Source organism: Proteus vulgaris (assembly GCF_033708015.1).
Classification (GTDB): domain Bacteria; phylum Pseudomonadota; class Gammaproteobacteria; order Enterobacterales; family Enterobacteriaceae; genus Proteus.
This window is the reverse complement of record NZ_CP137920.1, coordinates 790,392-807,695: the sequence shown is the minus strand read 5'-3', so window position 1 is coordinate 807,695 and position 17,304 is coordinate 790,392. Positions and strand designations below refer to the sequence as shown.

The following is a 17,304-nucleotide window of genomic DNA, read 5'->3' as shown; positions in this document are numbered from 1 at the left end:
ATCTATGGCCTTTTTTTCAATATACTCGATGAAGGGAAAACAAACAGGATCAATAAAACGATTACGGAAACCATTAAAAACATCACACTCATTATCGCCATTATAAATTGTTTAAAATAATCCGCTTTGATTAAATCAGAGACCCAATTAGAAGCTAACTCACTACTTATATCCTGTGGAATAAAATTCATCATCAAAACTCCAAATATCACAGGGATCAACATAGCAATAGCGGTATGAAATATGACTTTAGGGACTTGGTTTATTGCATTTTTAACCGCTATAAATATCGCAGGCGGTTGAATCGGTTTCGCTGGCGTAGGTTGAATTGGCGCTTGTCGGATATTCGCATTTTGTACTCTTTTTTGACGAATTTGTTCACGTTGCGTTTGGTTTTGTTTTTGCGTAATAGCAACTTGCTGTAACTTCGCCTCTCTTGCACATGCTGCGCAAGCTTTACCTGCAAAATGCTGATGATTTTTATCTTTTTGACAAACGACTAGCTGTTGCTTTTCGGGTTGTGCATATTCATAAAGTGCTGTCGCCCATCTCTTTGCACTGGGTCTTTGCGAAGGTGTGCCTGAAAACGCTTTATCAAAAAGAGTTCTTAATTTATCAGGTAATTGTTTATGTCCACTCGCCACACTGGGTGTAATTAAATTATGTGCTTTTATCCCATAACCATAAAAACGCCCAGCAATACGCCTTGGAATATCTGTAGGTACAGTGTCATTTTTAGGGCGACCACTAAAGGGGTGGATCCCAAAATTAAGCAACTGAAAAATGATAACGGCTAAGGCAAATCGATCTTGCCACTCTTCTTCTGCTTCTGGAATAGTTTGTTTAGCTTGAAATTCAGGCGCTAAATATTCAACGGTAAATTGCCCCGCAGGATAACGTGTATTTTCACCTTGAATACTAAAACCATCACAATCGAGAAGAGACATATACAAGCTTGATTTATAAAACCGTAAATTCAATGGTTTCATATCAATAATACGGTGCCCTTGCTGATGTAAAGCATCAATCAATGAGCAAAGATTATAGGCGAGACTCACTTTCGCCCCCATTCCCGAGGGTAAGCCATGAGCTTTGGCTTGGCGTTCTTGAAGAATGTATTCCAACTCAATCGTATTTTTGACATCAAGTTCAGGCATCACAAAGCCAACAAATTGCTTTTGACTATTGTATAAACGTGCTTGAGGCCATGCGAGCTGGATAATAGGCGTGCCATTAACAGAAACGGGCTTTAATGCAGGTTCTAACTTCTGCATTGCCGTGATTTTTTTCAAATAATAGGCTTTATCAATTTTGTCATGATAAACTTTTGATACTTGAAGAGGTGCGTTATTAATATGGCTAACACTGCCAGCCCCTCCGCTTTTTATCAAATCACCTATTTGATAAATCTTACCGTTTTCATCTTGTAATTGACTAGATACAAGTTGAACTATCCCTTTTTTTCTCGCTTTTACCACAACGCTTCATCCCTGATACAAATAATTAAGGTTTTATCATCGCCTGTAATTGAATGTGTTCGAGGATCAGCTAAAGTCCCTGCTAATGCCTCACTTCCGCTCTCTTCTGATACTGTTTTTAAATAACGGAGCACGGGAGTAATAAAGGGTTCATACAAAGCATCACACGTTTTATTCATGGCAAAAGGCTGTACACCATCTGACATCAAAATAACCTGTTTTACCGGTTTATTGAGGGGAATAACGCGTAGATGCGATTCCCAATTTTCTGATGTCACAAACCATGTTTGATTTGCATATTCCCCATTTTCAGGCTGTGATACATAACGTGTACCATCACTGTATTCCACCACAGCAATACCATCACCTAAATGGAATAAATAGCCACTATCATCACCAACCCAACATGCCACTAGTGTTGATGCATATTCATTAAGCGCACACTGCTTTATTTCTGCATATTCCGCCAGCTGGAGGCGAATATCTTCAATAACTTGTTTAGCCCCTTGCGTTATCTGTTTTTCGGTTAACAAATCAATGTTTGGCCACTCTGTAATGCGTAGCGTAAATAACCGAGCAACAAGCTGAGCACCTTGTTCGCTATAACGAGAAGAGCCTGCACCGTCACAAACAGCGGCGATAAGATACTCACCTTTACGACGAATAAAATAAGCATCCTGACAGGGAATTTGACGCTCTTGATGGGCAATACCTGTCACAGATGCCCCATAAGCTAACCAATCATTCATCAAACAGGTACACTCGCCCAAGAATCAGTTGAAGGTAATTGTGCCGTACCACCTGGTGTTGATTGAGAAACCACCTGCATACTGGCGCTTAGCCACAAGAACAATTCTTTAAATTGCAGTCCTTTAAGCATTTTCACACCATTAACACCATTACGGCTAAAGCTTCCCATGACCTCTGCTGATGCACCATCAACCATTATAGGAAATACCGCTGTTTTTTGATTTTCTTCTGCTTGACGACAAAGCTGCGCGGCGTGTTCCCATTGGTCTGTCGGAACACCATCAGACATTAAAAATAACCAAGGACGAGTATAAGCCACACCTGCTTGTTTAAAGCGCTGTTTTTCAGCTTCAATTTCTTCAAGTGCTAGCGTAATGGCTTGCCCCATCGGGGTTGTGCCATTTGCCTCCAAAACAGGTGCCGTAAAATCCATCGCATCTTTCCAATCGCCATGAACAGTACATTGATCATATCCACCATATTCAATGACTAAAATACGCACACGTTTCGCTGCAATAACATCATTTTTTAATTCTTGTTCAAGTAGCTTAAGACCTTCATTTAATTGTTGAATAGGCTGCCCATACATACTACCAGAGCTATCTAGCACTAAGATCAGAGGGGTTCTTTGTTCACTATTATCAACTAAGGCTACGTCAGGGATCATAAGATGCTCCATCATTCAGTTATTATTTTTCATGATAATTATTAATGTAACATAAAGACGCAAAATTCATCAGAAAGAAAAAATAATAAAGTGAAGATAAAGATATTTCTGAAAAACAATAAGCTTTAAGATTTAAAACCCGATGTTTTAAATTAAAATTGAGGCCATTTTCATGATTTCAGATGAAAAAAAGCACCTGATTACATCTTGTAAAAGGTGCTTTTTTAATAAACTATTTATGATGTTAATAGTGGATTTTTTGGCGTCCAGCAATAGAGTGTGAAAGCGTTGTTCCATCGACCATTTCAAGCTCGCCTCCCACAGGAACCCCATGAGCGATTCGGCTAGCGGCAATATCATACTGCGCACAAATTTCAGCAATATAATTGGCTGTTGCCTCACCTTCAACGGTCGGGTTTGTCGCTAAGATCACTTCAGAAATAGTCTCTTGGCTTAAGCGCTCTTCAAGTCTATCTAAACCAATATCCATAGGTCCAATACCATCTAAAGGGGATAAATGCCCCATTAAAACAAAGTATCGACCTGCAAACTGCCCTGTCTGCTCGATAGCATGAATATCCGCAGGACTTTCAACAACACAAATTTGCCCATTTTGCTGACGGCGAACATTAGCACAAATGGTGCAACGCTCTTCTTCAGTAAAAGTCCGGCAATCACAGCAATGACCAATTTCAGACATTGCACGCGTGAGTGCTTGTGCAAGTCGCATACCACCGCTTCTATCACGTTGAAGTAGTTGGAAAGCCATTCGTTGCGCTGATTTAGGCCCAACACCGGGTAAACAACGCAACGCTTCCATTAATGATTCAAGAAGTGGGCTAGTTTGCATTAGAATGGCATCTTAAAGCCTGGCGGCAATTGCATTCCATTAGAAACAGAGGCCATTCTTTCTTTTTGTGTTTCATCAATACGACGCGCAGCATCATTAAAGGCAGCAGCAATCAGATCTTCCAGCATCTCTTTGTCATCTTCTAGCAGGCTAGGATCGATTTCAACACGACGGCAATTATGAGCACCATTGATAGTGATCTTAACTAAGCCAGCGCCAGATTCACCTGTCACTTCTAAGTTTGCGATCTCTTCTTGCATTTGTTGCATTTTTTCTTGCATTTGTTGGGCTTGCTTCATCAGATTACCCAAACCACCTTTTCCGAACATAATTGTCTCTCTTTGTAAAAGCCACACAGTATGAAGTCATACAACATGTTGCGATTAAACAGGTCGGATACTCTCTTCATCCAATTCAGCATCAAAATATTGCTGTAATGTTTGAATCGTTTTATCCGTAATAATCGATTGACGCGATAACGCCAATTTTTCATCATAAATGGCTTGTCGCCACTCCAACGGCGTTTTTACCGCTGGATCATCATCTTCTATAATTGTGAGTGAAATTGCTTTTCCATGCAATTCACTTAACGCATTAGTGAGCGTGCGTAACGCATTTGCTGAATTTAAATGTTTCTGTTTAGTTCGTAAATGCAAAATAACGTTTTCTTCGCTTACGGTCTCTTTATACGCATTTAATGCCAGTTGTTGCACCAATTTAGGTAATGGCATTTTGTCAATTTCAGCCGCCCAAGCATCTCTTTCTTGCGACTCTTTAGCAATTTTTGCTGCTAATTCAGGTGTTTTTTCATACTCGAGAACTTCTTTGATCTCTTTAGGTGAAGAAACCGTCTCTTGCGTTGACATGAGCTCAGGGTTTTGCGGACGCCACTGATACGCTTCTTTTTTCTTTTTTTCAGGTGCATTAGTTTGACGCTTCGCAGCTTGCTGGCGTTTTTCACTCACGGCTGCTAGCCGCTCTAATGCACTAGCAGCCGGCTTAGCCCGATTAGGCGTCGCCGGTTCAGACTTTTTTGGCGGGGTTTGCTGTTCCGACCCCTTTATTGCCTGCCTTGCTCTTAAAAGTTGCGCTGCGGGACTATTGCCTAATGAAGCACTATTTTCTTTTGGTGAAGAAGATGGGTGAGCCATTTGAGACGAATGCGTCTGCACCGTTTGTGGAGCATAATGTTCAGACATTCTATTTGTAGGCAATGATGCTGAAGGTAACGTTTGTGCTAATGGCGCAGAAGGTATTTCATCAATCACTGTTTTAGGATGAAAAGCAAGCGCACGTAGTAGCGTCATTTCAACCCCCATGCGTCTATCTGGCGCATAAGCCAGTTCTTTTCGCCCAACTAATAAGGTTTGATAATAGAGCTGTAGATCTTGTGGAGAAACCGATTTAGCCAATAAACGTAAACGTTCTTGAGTAAATTGCTCTTGAGGATTTTCTTCACTAGGTAATAACTGCAACATCGCAATTTGATGCAATAATGAGAGTGTTTCAACCAAGAAATTTTCCCAGTCAGTACCTCTTGAAGCAACTTCATTAACCAGCGACATGACCTGCTGACCATCTGCTTTTACCAGCGCTTCAATCAATGCTAAAGGTTGAGCGTCATCAATAGTACCCAGCATTTGGCTAACCACTTCCGCGCTGACAACACCTTCGCCACTTGCAATAGCTTGGTCAGTTAAGCTTAACGCATCTCGCATACTGCCATCAGCGGCACGAGCAATAAGTTGACGTGCTCGCACATCATTTTCAATATGCTCTGCTGAAAGCACTTTTTCGAGTTGTGTCGCAATTTGGTCAATATCTAAGGCTCGCAAATGAAATTGCAGGCAACGCGATAATATTGTGACAGGTAATTTTTGTGGATCTGTCGTCGCTAATAAAAATTTAACGTGTTCTGGCGGCTCTTCTAATGTTTTTAGTAACGCATTAAAACTGTGACGAGAAAGCATGTGAACTTCGTCAATCAAGTAGACCTTAAAGCGTCCACGTGCTGGCGCGTACTGGACATTATCCAAAAGTTCACGGGTATCTTCTACCTTAGTTCGAGATGCCGCATCGATTTCAATTAAATCAACGAAACGCCCTTGTTCTATTTCAAGGCAATTTGCACATTGACCACAAGGTTTACTCGTAATGCCTGTTTCACAATTAAGCCCTTTAGCAAATAATCGGGCAATAGTGGTTTTTCCGACACCTCTTGTGCCAGAAAAAAGATAGGCATGATGAAGTCGCTGATGATCAAGACCATTAGCTAAAGCAGTCAACACATGACGTTGACCAACAACATCGTTAAAAGTTTGTGGGCGCCACTTACGGGCAAGTACCTGATAGCTCATTGATTCCGCTAAATTTGAACGAGATTTGTCTCTATGCTAACACAGGGGCGACCTATTGAGCGAGATCTGTAAGAAACAAATGAGATATTGATGAAAGAACCAGCAGAAATTTTAGATAAAGTAAGAAGTCACAATTGTGCGGGCAATATACATTTATAAAAATAGAAAAACTTATAAAAGATATATAAACACCCGCACTCTTACTTGTGTTTAAGATAAGAACTTAATTCGCCCATCTCTAAACAGTGAAGATATTAATGTCCTGGAAAATTAACCAATGTAAAGCTGTGAATACCTTGTTTTTCTAAGCGTTCGATACCGCCTAAATCAGGTAAGCAGATAATGAATGCAGCTTCTGTCACAGTCCCACCTAAACGGCGGATAAGACGAGCAGTTGCTTCAATGGTGCCACCTGTTGCCAGTAAATCATCAACCATTAATACTTTGTCTTGATCCGTAATGCTATCTTTGTGGATCTCTAAAGTATCTGTGCCATATTCCAGATCATAAGTTTCACTGAGCGTTTCGCGAGGCAATTTACCTTTTTTACGAACAGGAACAAAACCAACCCCTAGGCGTAAAGCGACAGGAGCACCAAATAGGAAGCCGCGCGCTTCGGTACCCACAACTTTAGTGATACCCTGACCTTGGTAATGTTCTACCAATAAATCAATGGTTGCCTGATATGCGGCAGGATTATCCAATAATGTAGTAATATCACGGAATAATATCCCTTCTTTTGGATAATCTGGAATGGTTTCAATACTGTCTTTAATAAATTGCAGTTGTTGCGCGTTAGCAGTCATAATCAGTGCCATAATAAAAAACGAAACGATAGAATCTATGCAATATGCCGTTAAAATGCAACAGAAAGCCAATTAACAACTCTTTTTTGTTGCTTTAAGTCAATTCATGTTTTTATTAAAACAGGGACAAGAAACCGATGAATAAACCCGATCCTTTAAGCTTGTTTAAAAAACAGATAGACAATCTAGCCGAAACAGTGGCACCTATTGCAAACAAAAAAATTGCAGCACCTTGCTTCGACACAGCACTATTCCACCGCCGAAGTGATTCTCTTGGCGGCTATATGCAACAGATCCGCGATAATTTTACTCAGTTAATCGCTTGTGTTGAGGCACAACGAAGCCAGCAGGTTAAATTTCTGGCCACACAAATCCTACAACAAATTGAAGCATTAACTCGTGAATTATCGACACAAACACTAAGAAAGCAAGAGAACCAGCTTACTCAACGAAAAAAAAGTGTCGATTTATACCAAAAACTTGCCCAACATCAGGATTATGAGCGTCGATTACAAGCCATGATCCAAGATAGAGAGCTTTCATTAACACAAGCACAGAGCTTTATGAAACAACAAGCGCTACAAAAAGAGATTGCCGCGCTTGAAAATCGCCTTGCACGCTGTAAAAATGCGCTATTCTCTATCGAAAAAGGCATTGAGAAACAAGAAGATAAATTTTAATAGGAGTAATAATGAGCTTAAAAGAAGCACCAGAGTCTATTCAATTGGCAGTCGATCTTATCTATTTACTTGAAAGCCACCATATTGATCCTAAAACAGCACTAGAAGCTCTCGAGATTGTGCGCCTAGATTATGAAGAAAAATTAGCGGCACAATCTACTCATTCATCCCTTTAATTAAGCAAAAGGCGTATTGGCTTCAGGTGTTGAACCATCAAGAGGACGTTTTATCTCTTGTACTTCATCACCTTGTTTATTATGCAAATACACATCAAGTTGATTAAACGCAATATTGATATTATTTTCATTACATAGCTTATCAATAGCACGATTAACTTCATCTATTGCAATACTTCTATCACCTAATGTTCTGACATAAAAACGCAACTCATGATTCAGGGTACTTGCCCCAAATTCAGTAAATAACACCACAGGTTCTGGTTCCGTCATCACTCTGACATTATCTTTAGCGGCCTTCATTAAGATCTCTTTGACCTTATTGAGATCAGATCCATAAGCAACACCCACTTGAATAATAATACGTGTCACCGTATCAGATAATGTCCAGTTAATAAGCCGTTCAGTTACAAACGCTTTATTTGGAATAATCACTTCTTTGCGATCAAAGTCAGTCACTGTCGTTGCTCTAATACGAATTCGACTTACCGTGCCAGAATAAGTACCAATAGTAACCGTATCACCAATTCTGACGGGTCTTTCGAACAAAATGATTAAGCCGGACACAAAGTTTGCAAATATCTCTTGTAAACCAAATCCTAAACCCACCGTTAAAGCTGCCGCCAACCATTGCAGTTTTTCCCATGCTACACCTAATATTCCCAGTGATACGATGGTCCCGATAGCAATAATAATGTAGGTCAAAATAGTTGTGATCGCGTAAGACGCACCTTGTTGCAGTTTTATACGAGATAAAATTAATACCTCTAATAAACCTGGTAAATTTCGTGTCATAAACCAAGAAATTGCCATAATAGAAACAGACAATAATAAATCTGCAACAGTCACTGCCTTAACCACATTACCGAGTTCTGTCGGTAATGTGTAACTCCAAAGTGTTATTCCATCTAAATAAGTAAAGACCGTAATAAAATCAGACCAGATCCCATAGAAACTCGAAGCAAAGATGATAAATAAGATCATCGTTGTCAGTCTTAATGATTGCTGATTGATTTGATCCATATCCATTGGTGGCTCTTGAATAGGTTCAAGGCTGTTATCTTCACCTTCTTTTTTCTCTTTTAACATCGCTTGCCTACGTTCAAGAGCGCGGCGATATGCAAGTCTTCTAGCCGCAACAGTTAATCCGCGTAAACTGGCGTGATAAGCAATAAACCACAACATAAGCAGATATAAACTATCAATCCAACGATTTGCTAAACGTAACGCCGTATAGTAATAACCAAAAATCACTAATCCCATTAAAATTAAAGGTGAAAACGTTAATAACGTAATCACTACGGTTCTAACAACATGGTTGCCTTTTTCTTGCCACATTTCACGGCAAAATGGCAGTGCGAAGAAACTAATACCCAATAATGAAATAATGGCAACCAACTGCCCAATAACATCACCCACCAGCAGTAATGGATTATTAATCCCATAAGCAGAAAGTAGAATAATAGGCAACATAGGAAGAGAAAGTCGCAATAAACGTTTACGGTTTTGCTGGACTCGTTCTACGGGTATTTTAAAATGTTTTACGGCAACCCCATTGTCAGACATTAAGCGATAAGACCATTCAAACATCAGCCAAAATACCGCAAATTGCCAAGCGAAGGACCAGATAAATTCTTGTTGTACATTAAAGCTATTTATTAGCCAATATCCAATCGCTAAGACAAAACAAGACAAAGGTAATGTTTTTAGAAAAACAATGCCCAGTGCAAGTGGCGTATGTAACTGCGAATCTTTATTAAGTTTATTTATATCCCCATTGAGTTTTTCAAACTGAATATCAAGTTTTTTACGTTGCCAGATCAGTATTGAACCGAACAAAATTAACGCAATAAGAACAGGCAGTGATTTCTTAGCCCCGATCAGCAGATTTTCATTTGACCAATTGAGTTTAAAACCTTGAAACTCGGCAACAGCCTGAGCGGGGAATGTTGAAAACCAATTAAGATTAATCGGCTTATTACTGCTTACCCAGAAAATTTGCTGAGCCAATGTGTTTTCGAGTGAACTAACCACACTACGTAATTGTTGTTGGTCCATTTGTAGATTAATTGAACCTGAGATTTGATTGCCCAATTGATTGTTAAGCTTATCAAGTAATTCACGTCTAGCATCAACAAGTGATTCTAATGCACTACGTAACTCTTTTTGTGCATTAGGATCCGTCGCTTCAGGATGAGTGGCTTGGTACTCATTCATCAACTGATCAATATAAATACTGGGCTGTATTATCTGATCGCGTTGTTTGTTTATTTCAAACTGTTCTAAGCGTAAATCCGCAATTTTATCGGGCAGGTTATTAATGAAAATACCATCAGGTAAATCAACTTGCTCTTCAAATAAAATACGAGAAAGTAATAAACTTCCTTTTAGCACATCAATTTGTTCTTTTAAATTTCGTTCAGATTGAATAGCTCTGTCTAAACGATTTTTAACCATCAGGCTATGACGATTTAGCTCATTATTATTTTGCGTTGTAACAATCAGCTTATCACTGAGATGTTTATTGATTTCTGTTTGTGCTAAATAAAAAGGATTATTATTAATTGCCTGATTTTCAAGTCCCGTACTTTGCGCTTCTTTCGCCGTTTCTTCTGAACTATCTAAACGCTTATCACTAATCTCGTCTTGGATAAGTTGAGCATGTTCTTGGGAAAGATCGATGTAAGCAGAACTATAATCACGTTGGAGTTGTAATAAACTTTGTAACTGCACATTAGATTGTAAGGTGCGCTTTTGATAATTATTCTGTTGTTGAAGATAATATTGCTCTAATTGTAACAATTGTACGGCAGAAGATCGCATTTGTGCTTTATCCGCACTACTTTTATTCAATAATATTCTTATTTGTTGCAGTCTTTCTGAGTTATTAAATAAAACAGATTGTGCCCTTTCTGGTTGTGTTTGTAACACAATAAGTTCATTGCTGTAATTTGCTAAATCGTCTTGCGCTTTTTGTAATGATTGTAAGACCGTCTCTAATTGTGACTCTAACGTTGTTAACGGTAATGCTTCTAGTGATTTTTGATAATCTTCTACTTCTTTATTAGCGACTCTCTGCTTTAACTGATTCAGTTGATATTGTGCATTACGCAGTTTTTCAGGTAATTGCTCTACGGTTTTATCATAATTTACTGACTTTTTTTCTAGCTGTTGGATGTTATCAAGTAATAAAAGAGATTGTTCCAAATCAGCAATCGTTAATTTATCTTCTGCACTTAGCTCACTGCGTTTGTTTAATAAATTAAGCTGGTTTTGAATACTGTCTTGGGTGGGTAAATTACTAGGTGTCACAGCGAAAACTGAGGTGATGGAGAAACTCCAAAAAATAAACGCAATAATCGCGCCGAAAATACTCGTCATTATTCGATTACTGAATTGAGCAAAAAAAATATGAGTACGCATAGTTAAGCAACTTGTTCAATTAATATTGAAAAACTGTTTCTAATTATAATCCAATTCCTTTAAATTGGCAGTGTAAATAGAACAAGTTGCTTAGGTTATTTCTCGCCTGAGAAAATGAAATCGTGATCAGAAAGTCAGAATTTTATCAGCCTCTAATGTCCACTGAGCTAAGTCCACTAATGTGCCTAATTCAGCACCATCCACGAGGGGTAACTCACTGATACCACGAGTATCTGTGCATGTTTTACATAATTTAACTGGAACATTTTGCGCTGTCAGAATTTCTAACATTTGCTGTAAGTTATAGCCTTCTTTCGGGTGTTGGTGAGCTAAAGCCCCAGTCACAGCATCTGACATTAAAAAAATATTTAATTCCGTTTCTGGATGCTGTTCTTTTAATGTTATTGATAAACGCAGTGCGTTAAATAATGATTCATTGCCATAAGCTGCACCATTAGCAATAACTAATACCTTACTCATAAACATCTTCCTCAAGTTTAATAATAAATTAAGATGACGCAGATATTCTCATATTTGCGCTGTGCTTTATCATATCAATAAAGCTATCAACCAAATATTGACTTTCATCTTTGATAGAAAAACTTTCTGGTGAAAATAACCAATTTTCGGCAAGACCTGTCATCATAGCTCTTAACATAATGGCAGCTCTTCTTAAATTAAGGTTGGCTGGAAGCTGTTTTTTTTCAATACAACGAGAGAAAGATTGTTCTATTCTAGAGTAATCCGCTGCACACAATTCTCTGCGAATTTCAACAATTGGTGTCATTTCACCGACAAATTCGCATTTATGGAAATATATTTCTAATAATGCATTATGTTTGGGATCTTCGACAATTGATGTCAATATGTAAATAAGCAATTCTCTTAATACAAATAGTGGATCATCTGGGTATTTTGTTTGATACTCTATTTCTAAAGATTCTATTTTTAAGTCGGTGAGTTCGCACGCTTCAGTAAATAAATCCACTTTGTTTTTAAAGTGCCAATATATTGCGCCACGAGTAACACCTGCTTCGGCAGCAATATCTGAAAGTGATGTGGCAGAAACGCCTTGCACAGTAAACAGCCTAAGTGCAGCATCAATAATCTGCTGTTTTGTTTCTTGTGCCTGCCGTTTAGTTTTTCGTGCCATTAATCCTCGATTTTGACTGAAGTTAATTTACATACATTCATGTATGTTTGTACTATACATCGCAATCAATCATCAACTTAATTATTTTTATCCCGGGAAACAACGTTTGAATAGAGGTTTTCTTATGCGAAAAAACAGAGGGGTTTTGCCTCTGGCTCTGTTAGTGCTATCAGGCAGCTTGGTTCTTGCTGGATGTGACGACAAAGCTAAACAGTCTGCTGGGGGGCCACCCCCTGCTCCGGCTGTAGGTGTTGTGACTTTAGGAGCGGAAGCTCTGACAATCACCACTGATTTACCTGGTCGTACATCAGCCTTCCGTATTGCTGAAGTTCGTCCTCAAGTTGGCGGCATTATTTTAAAACGCAATTACACCGAAGGTAGCTATGTAGAAGCAGGTACATCTTTGTACCAAATCGACCCAGCTATGTTTGAAGCAACTTTAAATAGTGCACAAGCTGAACTAGTGAAAGCTAAAGCTAATGCTGAAATAGCGCGTCTCACTGTGGAGCGTTATAAGCCTCTGCTGGGTACAAACTATATCAGTAAACAAGATTTTGATACTGCAACGTCTCAGTACGCACAAGCTGTTGCTGCTGTTAAAGCAGGCGAAGCCGCTGTAACAACTGCAAAAATTAATCTTGATTATACCAAAGTAACAGCACCAATTTCAGGTCGTTCAGGTAAGTCAACGGTGACAGAAGGTGCGCTTGTCGCTCCAGGTCAGCAAGTTGCACTGACAACGGTTCAGCAAATTGATCCGATTTATGTCAATGTGACGCAATCGAGTGAAGACTACCTGAAACTTAAAAATGAAATTGAAAGTGGCGTTATTCGTCAAGAGCAAGGCAAACCTGTTGTTCATTTAACATTGACTAATGGGCAGACTTACGCACAGAAAGGTCATTTAGAGTTTTCTGATGTGACTGTTGATGAAACAACAGGCTCAATTACGATGCGTGCGATCGTACCTAACCCGAATGGGGAATTATTACCGGGTATGTTTGTTCGTACTAAATTAGAAAATGGTATTCGTCAAAATGCAGTTTTGATCCCACAGCAGGCCGTTATTCGTACAGCTCGTGGTGAAGCAACAACGATGGTTGTTAACAAAGATAATGTTGTTGAAGTTCGTACCATCAATGTGTCACAAGCTGTTGGTAATAAATGGCTCGTTAATAGTGGTGTTCAGGCTGGTGAGCGCGTTATCGTTTCAGGTTTGCAAAAAGCAAAACCCAAAATGACAGTAACGCCTCAAGAAGAGAATTTAGATGCGAAGCCATCACCTGAACAAACTGAGCCAGCTAAGAATCCTCAATAAGGAGTCGGTGATCCATGCCTAAGTTTTTTATAGATAGACCGATATTTGCGTGGGTAATTGCGATAATTACCATGCTCGCAGGTCTTCTGGCACTCATCAAATTGCCTGTTGCCCAGTATCCAACGATTGCACCGCCAGCGATTTCTATCTCTGCGGTTTATCCGGGTGCTGATGCCACCACTGTGCAGAACACCGTTACCCAAGTTATCGAACAGAATATGAACGGTATCGATAACATGGTGTATATGTCTGCGACCAGTGACTCAGCGGGTATGATGAATATCACTCTGACCTTTGAAGCAGGTACTGACCCTGATATCGCGCAAGTACAGGTGCAGAATAAACTGCAACTTGCTATGCCTTTATTACCTCAGGAAGTGCAACAACAAGGGATTAGTGTTGATAAATCCTCAAGTTCATTCTTGATGGTTGCGGGGTTCATCTCAAATGACGGTTCAATGTCACAAGATGATATCGCAGACTATGTCGGTGCTACAATTAAAGACCCCATAAGCCGTGTTACTGGTGTGGGGGAAACCCAGTTATTTGGTACTCAATACGCCATGCGTATTTGGTTAGATCCCGATAAACTGGTGAAATATAACATGACCACACTTGATGTGACTAATGCGATTAAAGCGCAGAATAACCAAGTGGCAGCGGGTCAATTAGGAGGCACACCTCCTGTTCCTGGTCAACGTTTAAACGTATCAATTATTGCTCAAACTCGACTCAACACCGCAGAACAATTTGGTGATATCCTGATGAAGGTTAACACCGATGGTTCACAGGTTAAGCTAAAAGATCTCGGTGTGGTTGAGATGGGAGCAGAAAGCTACAGTACTGTTGCTCGCTTTAATGGCCTACCTGCTTCGGGTATCGGTATTAAATTAGCAACGGGTGCCAATGCGTTAGATACAGCAACCGCGGTACGTGCAGCATTGGCTGAAATGGAGCCGTTCTTCCCTGCGGGATTAGAGGTCGTTTATCCTTACGATACAACGCCATTCGTTAAGATCTCTATTTTCGAAGTAGTAAAAACGCTCGTTGAAGCAATCATGCTGGTATTCGTAGTTATGTATCTGTTCTTACAGAACTTCCGTGCTACGTTAATTCCAACAATTGCAGTGCCTGTTGTATTGTTAGGTACCTTCGCCATACTCTCAGCATTCGGTTATTCGATAAATACCTTGACGATGTTCGCGATGGTACTTGCCATCGGGCTTCTGGTGGATGACGCCATCGTTGTGGTAGAAAACGTCGAACGTGTAATGCAAGAAGAAGGTTTATCACCTAAAGAAGCAACACGTAAATCGATGGGGCAAATCCAAAGTGCACTGGTAGGTATCGCACTTGTGCTGTCTGCGGTATTTATTCCAATGGCATTTTTTGGTGGTTCAACAGGTGCGATTTATCGCCAGTTCTCGATCACCATCGTATCAGCAATGATTCTATCTGTTTTCGTTGCATTGATTTTAACACCTGCACTTTGTGCAACGATGTTAAAACCTATACCGAAAGGCAGTCATGGTGTACAAACTGGTTTCTTTGGTTGGTTTAACCGTACCTTTGAAAAGAGCAGCCATCACTATACTGACAGCGTATCTCGTACTCTTCGTGGTACAGGACGTTACTTGTTAATTTACGTTTTATTAGTCGCGGGCATGGCGTTAATGTTTATTCGTCTACCTGCATCGTTCTTGCCTGAAGAAGACCAAGGGGTATTGCTGACAATGGTTCAGTTGCCTGCTGGCTCGACACAAGAACAAACCCAAGATGTACTCGAAAGAGTCAATGACTACTTCAATACTGATGAAAAAGAACTTGTTAAATCTGTCTTTACCGTAAGTGGCTTCGGCTTCGGTGGTCAAGGCCAAAATATGGGTTTAGTTTTCGTTGTATTGAATGACTGGGATGAACGTAAAGCAGAAGAAGACAAAGTTCCAGCTATCGTAGGACGTGCTAACATGGCACTATCCCAAATAAAGGAAGCCTTTGTTTATTCATTTAATATTCCAGCGATTGTTGAGTTAGGTTCTGCGGGTGGTTTCGAGTTCGAGTTGGTGGATAAAGCTAACCTCGGTCACGAAAAACTCATGGAAGCGAGAAATCAATTACTCGGAATGGCAGCACAACAACCTCAAATGTTAACGGGTGTGCGTCCTAATGGTCAGGAAGATACTTCACAGTATCGTCTGTATATCGACCTAGAAAAAGCACAAGCTCAAGGTGTTGCAATCAGTGATATCTATTCAACATTAGGTACGATGTTTGGTGGTAGCTATGTAAACGACTTTATCGACCGTGGTCGTGTTAAGAAAGTTTACGTTCAAGCTGAATCACAATTCCGTATGTTGCCACAAGATATCGGCAATCTTTATGTTCGTAACAATATCGGTCAGATGGTTCCATTCTCATCGTTCATTGATACAAGTAAAGATCCTTGGTTATACGGCTCTCCTCGTTTAGAGCGTTATAACGGTTTACCAGCAGTTCAAATTCAAGGTAGTGCAACACCTGGTCAAAGTAGTGGTGATGCAATGCTCATGATGGAAGATCTCGCAAGTAAACTACCAAGCGGTATCGGTTATGAATGGACAGGAATGTCATATCAAGAACGTTTATCGGGTAACCAAGCGCCTGCGCTGTATACCATTTCCTTGATAGTTGTATTCCTTTGTCTTGCTGCTCTGTATGAAAGCTGGTCAGTACCATTCTCCGTTATGTTAGTCGTTCCACTGGGTGTTATTGGTGCTCTTGCATTAACATCAGTAAGAGGCCTTGAAAACGACGTTTACTTTAAGGTTGGGCTTTTAACAACCATTGGGTTATCGGCGAAAAACGCAATCTTAATTGTTGAATTCGCCAAAGACTTGATGGAGAAAGAAGGTAAAGGACTCATAGAAGCAACGTTAGATTCTGTTAGAATGCGTCTACGTCCAATTCTAATGACCTCTCTGGCCTTTATGTTAGGGGTTATTCCTCTGGTATTAAGTAACGGTGCAGGTTCTGGTGCTCAGAACTCAGTAGGTACAGGTGTATTCGGTGGTATGATTGCCGCAACCTCCCTTGCTATCTATTTTGTTCCTATCTTCTTCGTCGTGATCCGTAGACGATTTGCGAAGAAAAATGAAGATTTAGAGCATCCAAATCATTCACACTAATTAGAATGAATTTGAGTGATAATGCTAAAAAGGTCGCGAAAGCGACCTTTTTCTTTATCTATTGATGTATTGTTTTAAATGAAAACTTATCTCATTATATTATTTTTAGGAAGTATCTCTTTAATCAATAAATTCATTTTATTTTTTTTCTTATATGTGACTTTTTGTCAAAGTTAAGCTGCTCTGTTATTTATAAATAACAACGATAATTATGCCTCATTTACACGGTTAAACATTTAAAAATACGCTAAAAACTAAGATAATCATTATGTTAAGAGGAATCCCCCTTAATTGAGATTTATTGATTTTTACGAAAATAGACAAAATTCTGTTGTTCAGATAGTGACTTATGCAATAATAGTGCTATATTAAGCAAAGAAATACTTATTGTATAAGTTTTAAACTCATTCGTATGTAATTGAGTGTTTAGCGTTCTCTTTCGATATGCTATTACTTTGTTAGAAATAATAAATATAATTATT

General features: G+C 39.5%; 14 protein-coding genes. 4 read left to right on the top strand and 10 right to left on the bottom strand.

Features of this window, described 5'->3' with window-relative positions:
* Nucleotides 1-2 precede the first annotated feature (2 nt).
* The 7 genes from SB028_RS03835 to apt form a co-directional block, all read right to left on the bottom strand.
* The gene (locus SB028_RS03835; RefSeq protein WP_069368550.1) at nucleotides 3-1,478 is read right to left on the bottom strand and encodes a hypothetical protein; all 1,476 of its coding nucleotides are present in this window, start codon (nucleotides 1,476-1,478) and stop codon (nucleotides 3-5) included.
* Nucleotides 1,472-2,227: a PP2C family serine/threonine-protein phosphatase gene (locus SB028_RS03830; protein WP_069368551.1), complete on the bottom strand. Its 756-nt coding sequence runs from the start codon at nucleotides 2,225-2,227 to the stop codon at nucleotides 1,472-1,474. The genes SB028_RS03835 and SB028_RS03830 overlap by 7 nt, the downstream gene beginning before the upstream one ends.
* A complete protein-coding gene (locus tag SB028_RS03825) occupies nucleotides 2,227-2,895 on the bottom strand; it encodes a vWA domain-containing protein (protein ID WP_248620032.1) in 669 nt (222 codons plus the stop codon). The genes SB028_RS03830 and SB028_RS03825 overlap by 1 nt, the downstream gene beginning before the upstream one ends.
* 244 nt (nucleotides 2,896-3,139) lie before the next feature.
* Nucleotides 3,140-3,745, bottom strand: a complete 606-nt coding sequence (gene recR / locus SB028_RS03820) for a recombination mediator RecR (RefSeq protein WP_069368552.1) — start codon at nucleotides 3,743-3,745, stop codon at nucleotides 3,140-3,142.
* The gene (locus SB028_RS03815) at nucleotides 3,745-4,074 is read right to left on the bottom strand and encodes a YbaB/EbfC family nucleoid-associated protein (RefSeq protein WP_023580840.1); all 330 of its coding nucleotides are present in this window, start codon (nucleotides 4,072-4,074) and stop codon (nucleotides 3,745-3,747) included. The genes recR and SB028_RS03815 overlap by 1 nt, the downstream gene beginning before the upstream one ends.
* Nucleotides 4,075-4,128: 54 nt before the next feature.
* Nucleotides 4,129-6,102 carry a DNA polymerase III subunit gamma/tau gene (gene dnaX, locus SB028_RS03810; RefSeq protein ID WP_069368553.1) on the bottom strand — a complete coding sequence of 658 codons (1,974 nt, stop codon included), beginning with the start codon at nucleotides 6,100-6,102 and terminating at the stop codon, nucleotides 4,129-4,131.
* A 254-nt stretch (nucleotides 6,103-6,356) separates the two neighbouring features.
* Nucleotides 6,357-6,908 (bottom strand): adenine phosphoribosyltransferase, encoded by a 552-nt coding sequence (apt, locus tag SB028_RS03805; RefSeq protein WP_069368732.1) that lies wholly within the window; start codon nucleotides 6,906-6,908, stop codon nucleotides 6,357-6,359.
* Between the two features lie 137 nt (nucleotides 6,909-7,045).
* Here apt and priC point away from each other — a divergent pair, with 137 nt between their 5' ends.
* Together priC and rsmS are read left to right on the top strand one after the other, a co-directional pair.
* Nucleotides 7,046-7,588 carry a primosomal replication protein PriC gene (priC, locus tag SB028_RS03800; RefSeq protein ID WP_069368554.1) on the top strand — a complete coding sequence of 181 codons (543 nt, stop codon included), beginning with the start codon at nucleotides 7,046-7,048 and terminating at the stop codon, nucleotides 7,586-7,588.
* A gap of 11 nt (nucleotides 7,589-7,599) precedes the next feature.
* Nucleotides 7,600-7,764: a pleiotropic regulatory protein RsmS gene (gene rsmS, locus SB028_RS03795; protein WP_069368555.1), complete on the top strand. Its 165-nt coding sequence runs from the start codon at nucleotides 7,600-7,602 to the stop codon at nucleotides 7,762-7,764.
* On the opposite strand, the gene mscK is transcribed toward rsmS, so the two are convergent.
* From mscK to acrR, 3 genes are all read right to left on the bottom strand, one after another.
* On the bottom strand, nucleotides 7,765-11,187 hold the full coding sequence (gene mscK / locus SB028_RS03790; protein ID WP_069368556.1) for a mechanosensitive channel MscK: 3,423 nt from the start codon (nucleotides 11,185-11,187) through the stop codon (nucleotides 7,765-7,767). It lies immediately after the preceding gene.
* 126 nt (nucleotides 11,188-11,313) lie between these two features.
* Entirely contained in the window at nucleotides 11,314-11,667 is a 354-nt protein-coding gene (locus SB028_RS03785) for a DsrE/DsrF/TusD sulfur relay family protein (RefSeq protein ID WP_069368557.1), read from the bottom strand.
* Nucleotides 11,668-11,695: 28 nt separating this feature from the next.
* Entirely contained in the window at nucleotides 11,696-12,340 is a 645-nt protein-coding gene (gene acrR / locus SB028_RS03780; protein ID WP_069368558.1) for a multidrug efflux transporter transcriptional repressor AcrR, read from the bottom strand.
* A gap of 124 nt (nucleotides 12,341-12,464) precedes the next feature.
* Between acrR and SB028_RS03775 the strand changes: the two genes are divergently transcribed.
* Both SB028_RS03775 and SB028_RS03770 read left to right on the top strand, forming a co-directional pair.
* On the top strand, nucleotides 12,465-13,658 hold the full coding sequence (locus SB028_RS03775) for an efflux RND transporter periplasmic adaptor subunit (protein ID WP_069368559.1): 1,194 nt from the start codon (nucleotides 12,465-12,467) through the stop codon (nucleotides 13,656-13,658).
* 14 nt (nucleotides 13,659-13,672) lie between these two features.
* Entirely contained in the window at nucleotides 13,673-16,822 is a 3,150-nt protein-coding gene (locus SB028_RS03770; protein WP_069368560.1) for an efflux RND transporter permease subunit, read from the top strand.
* The last annotated feature ends 482 nt before the right edge of the window (nucleotides 16,823-17,304 follow it).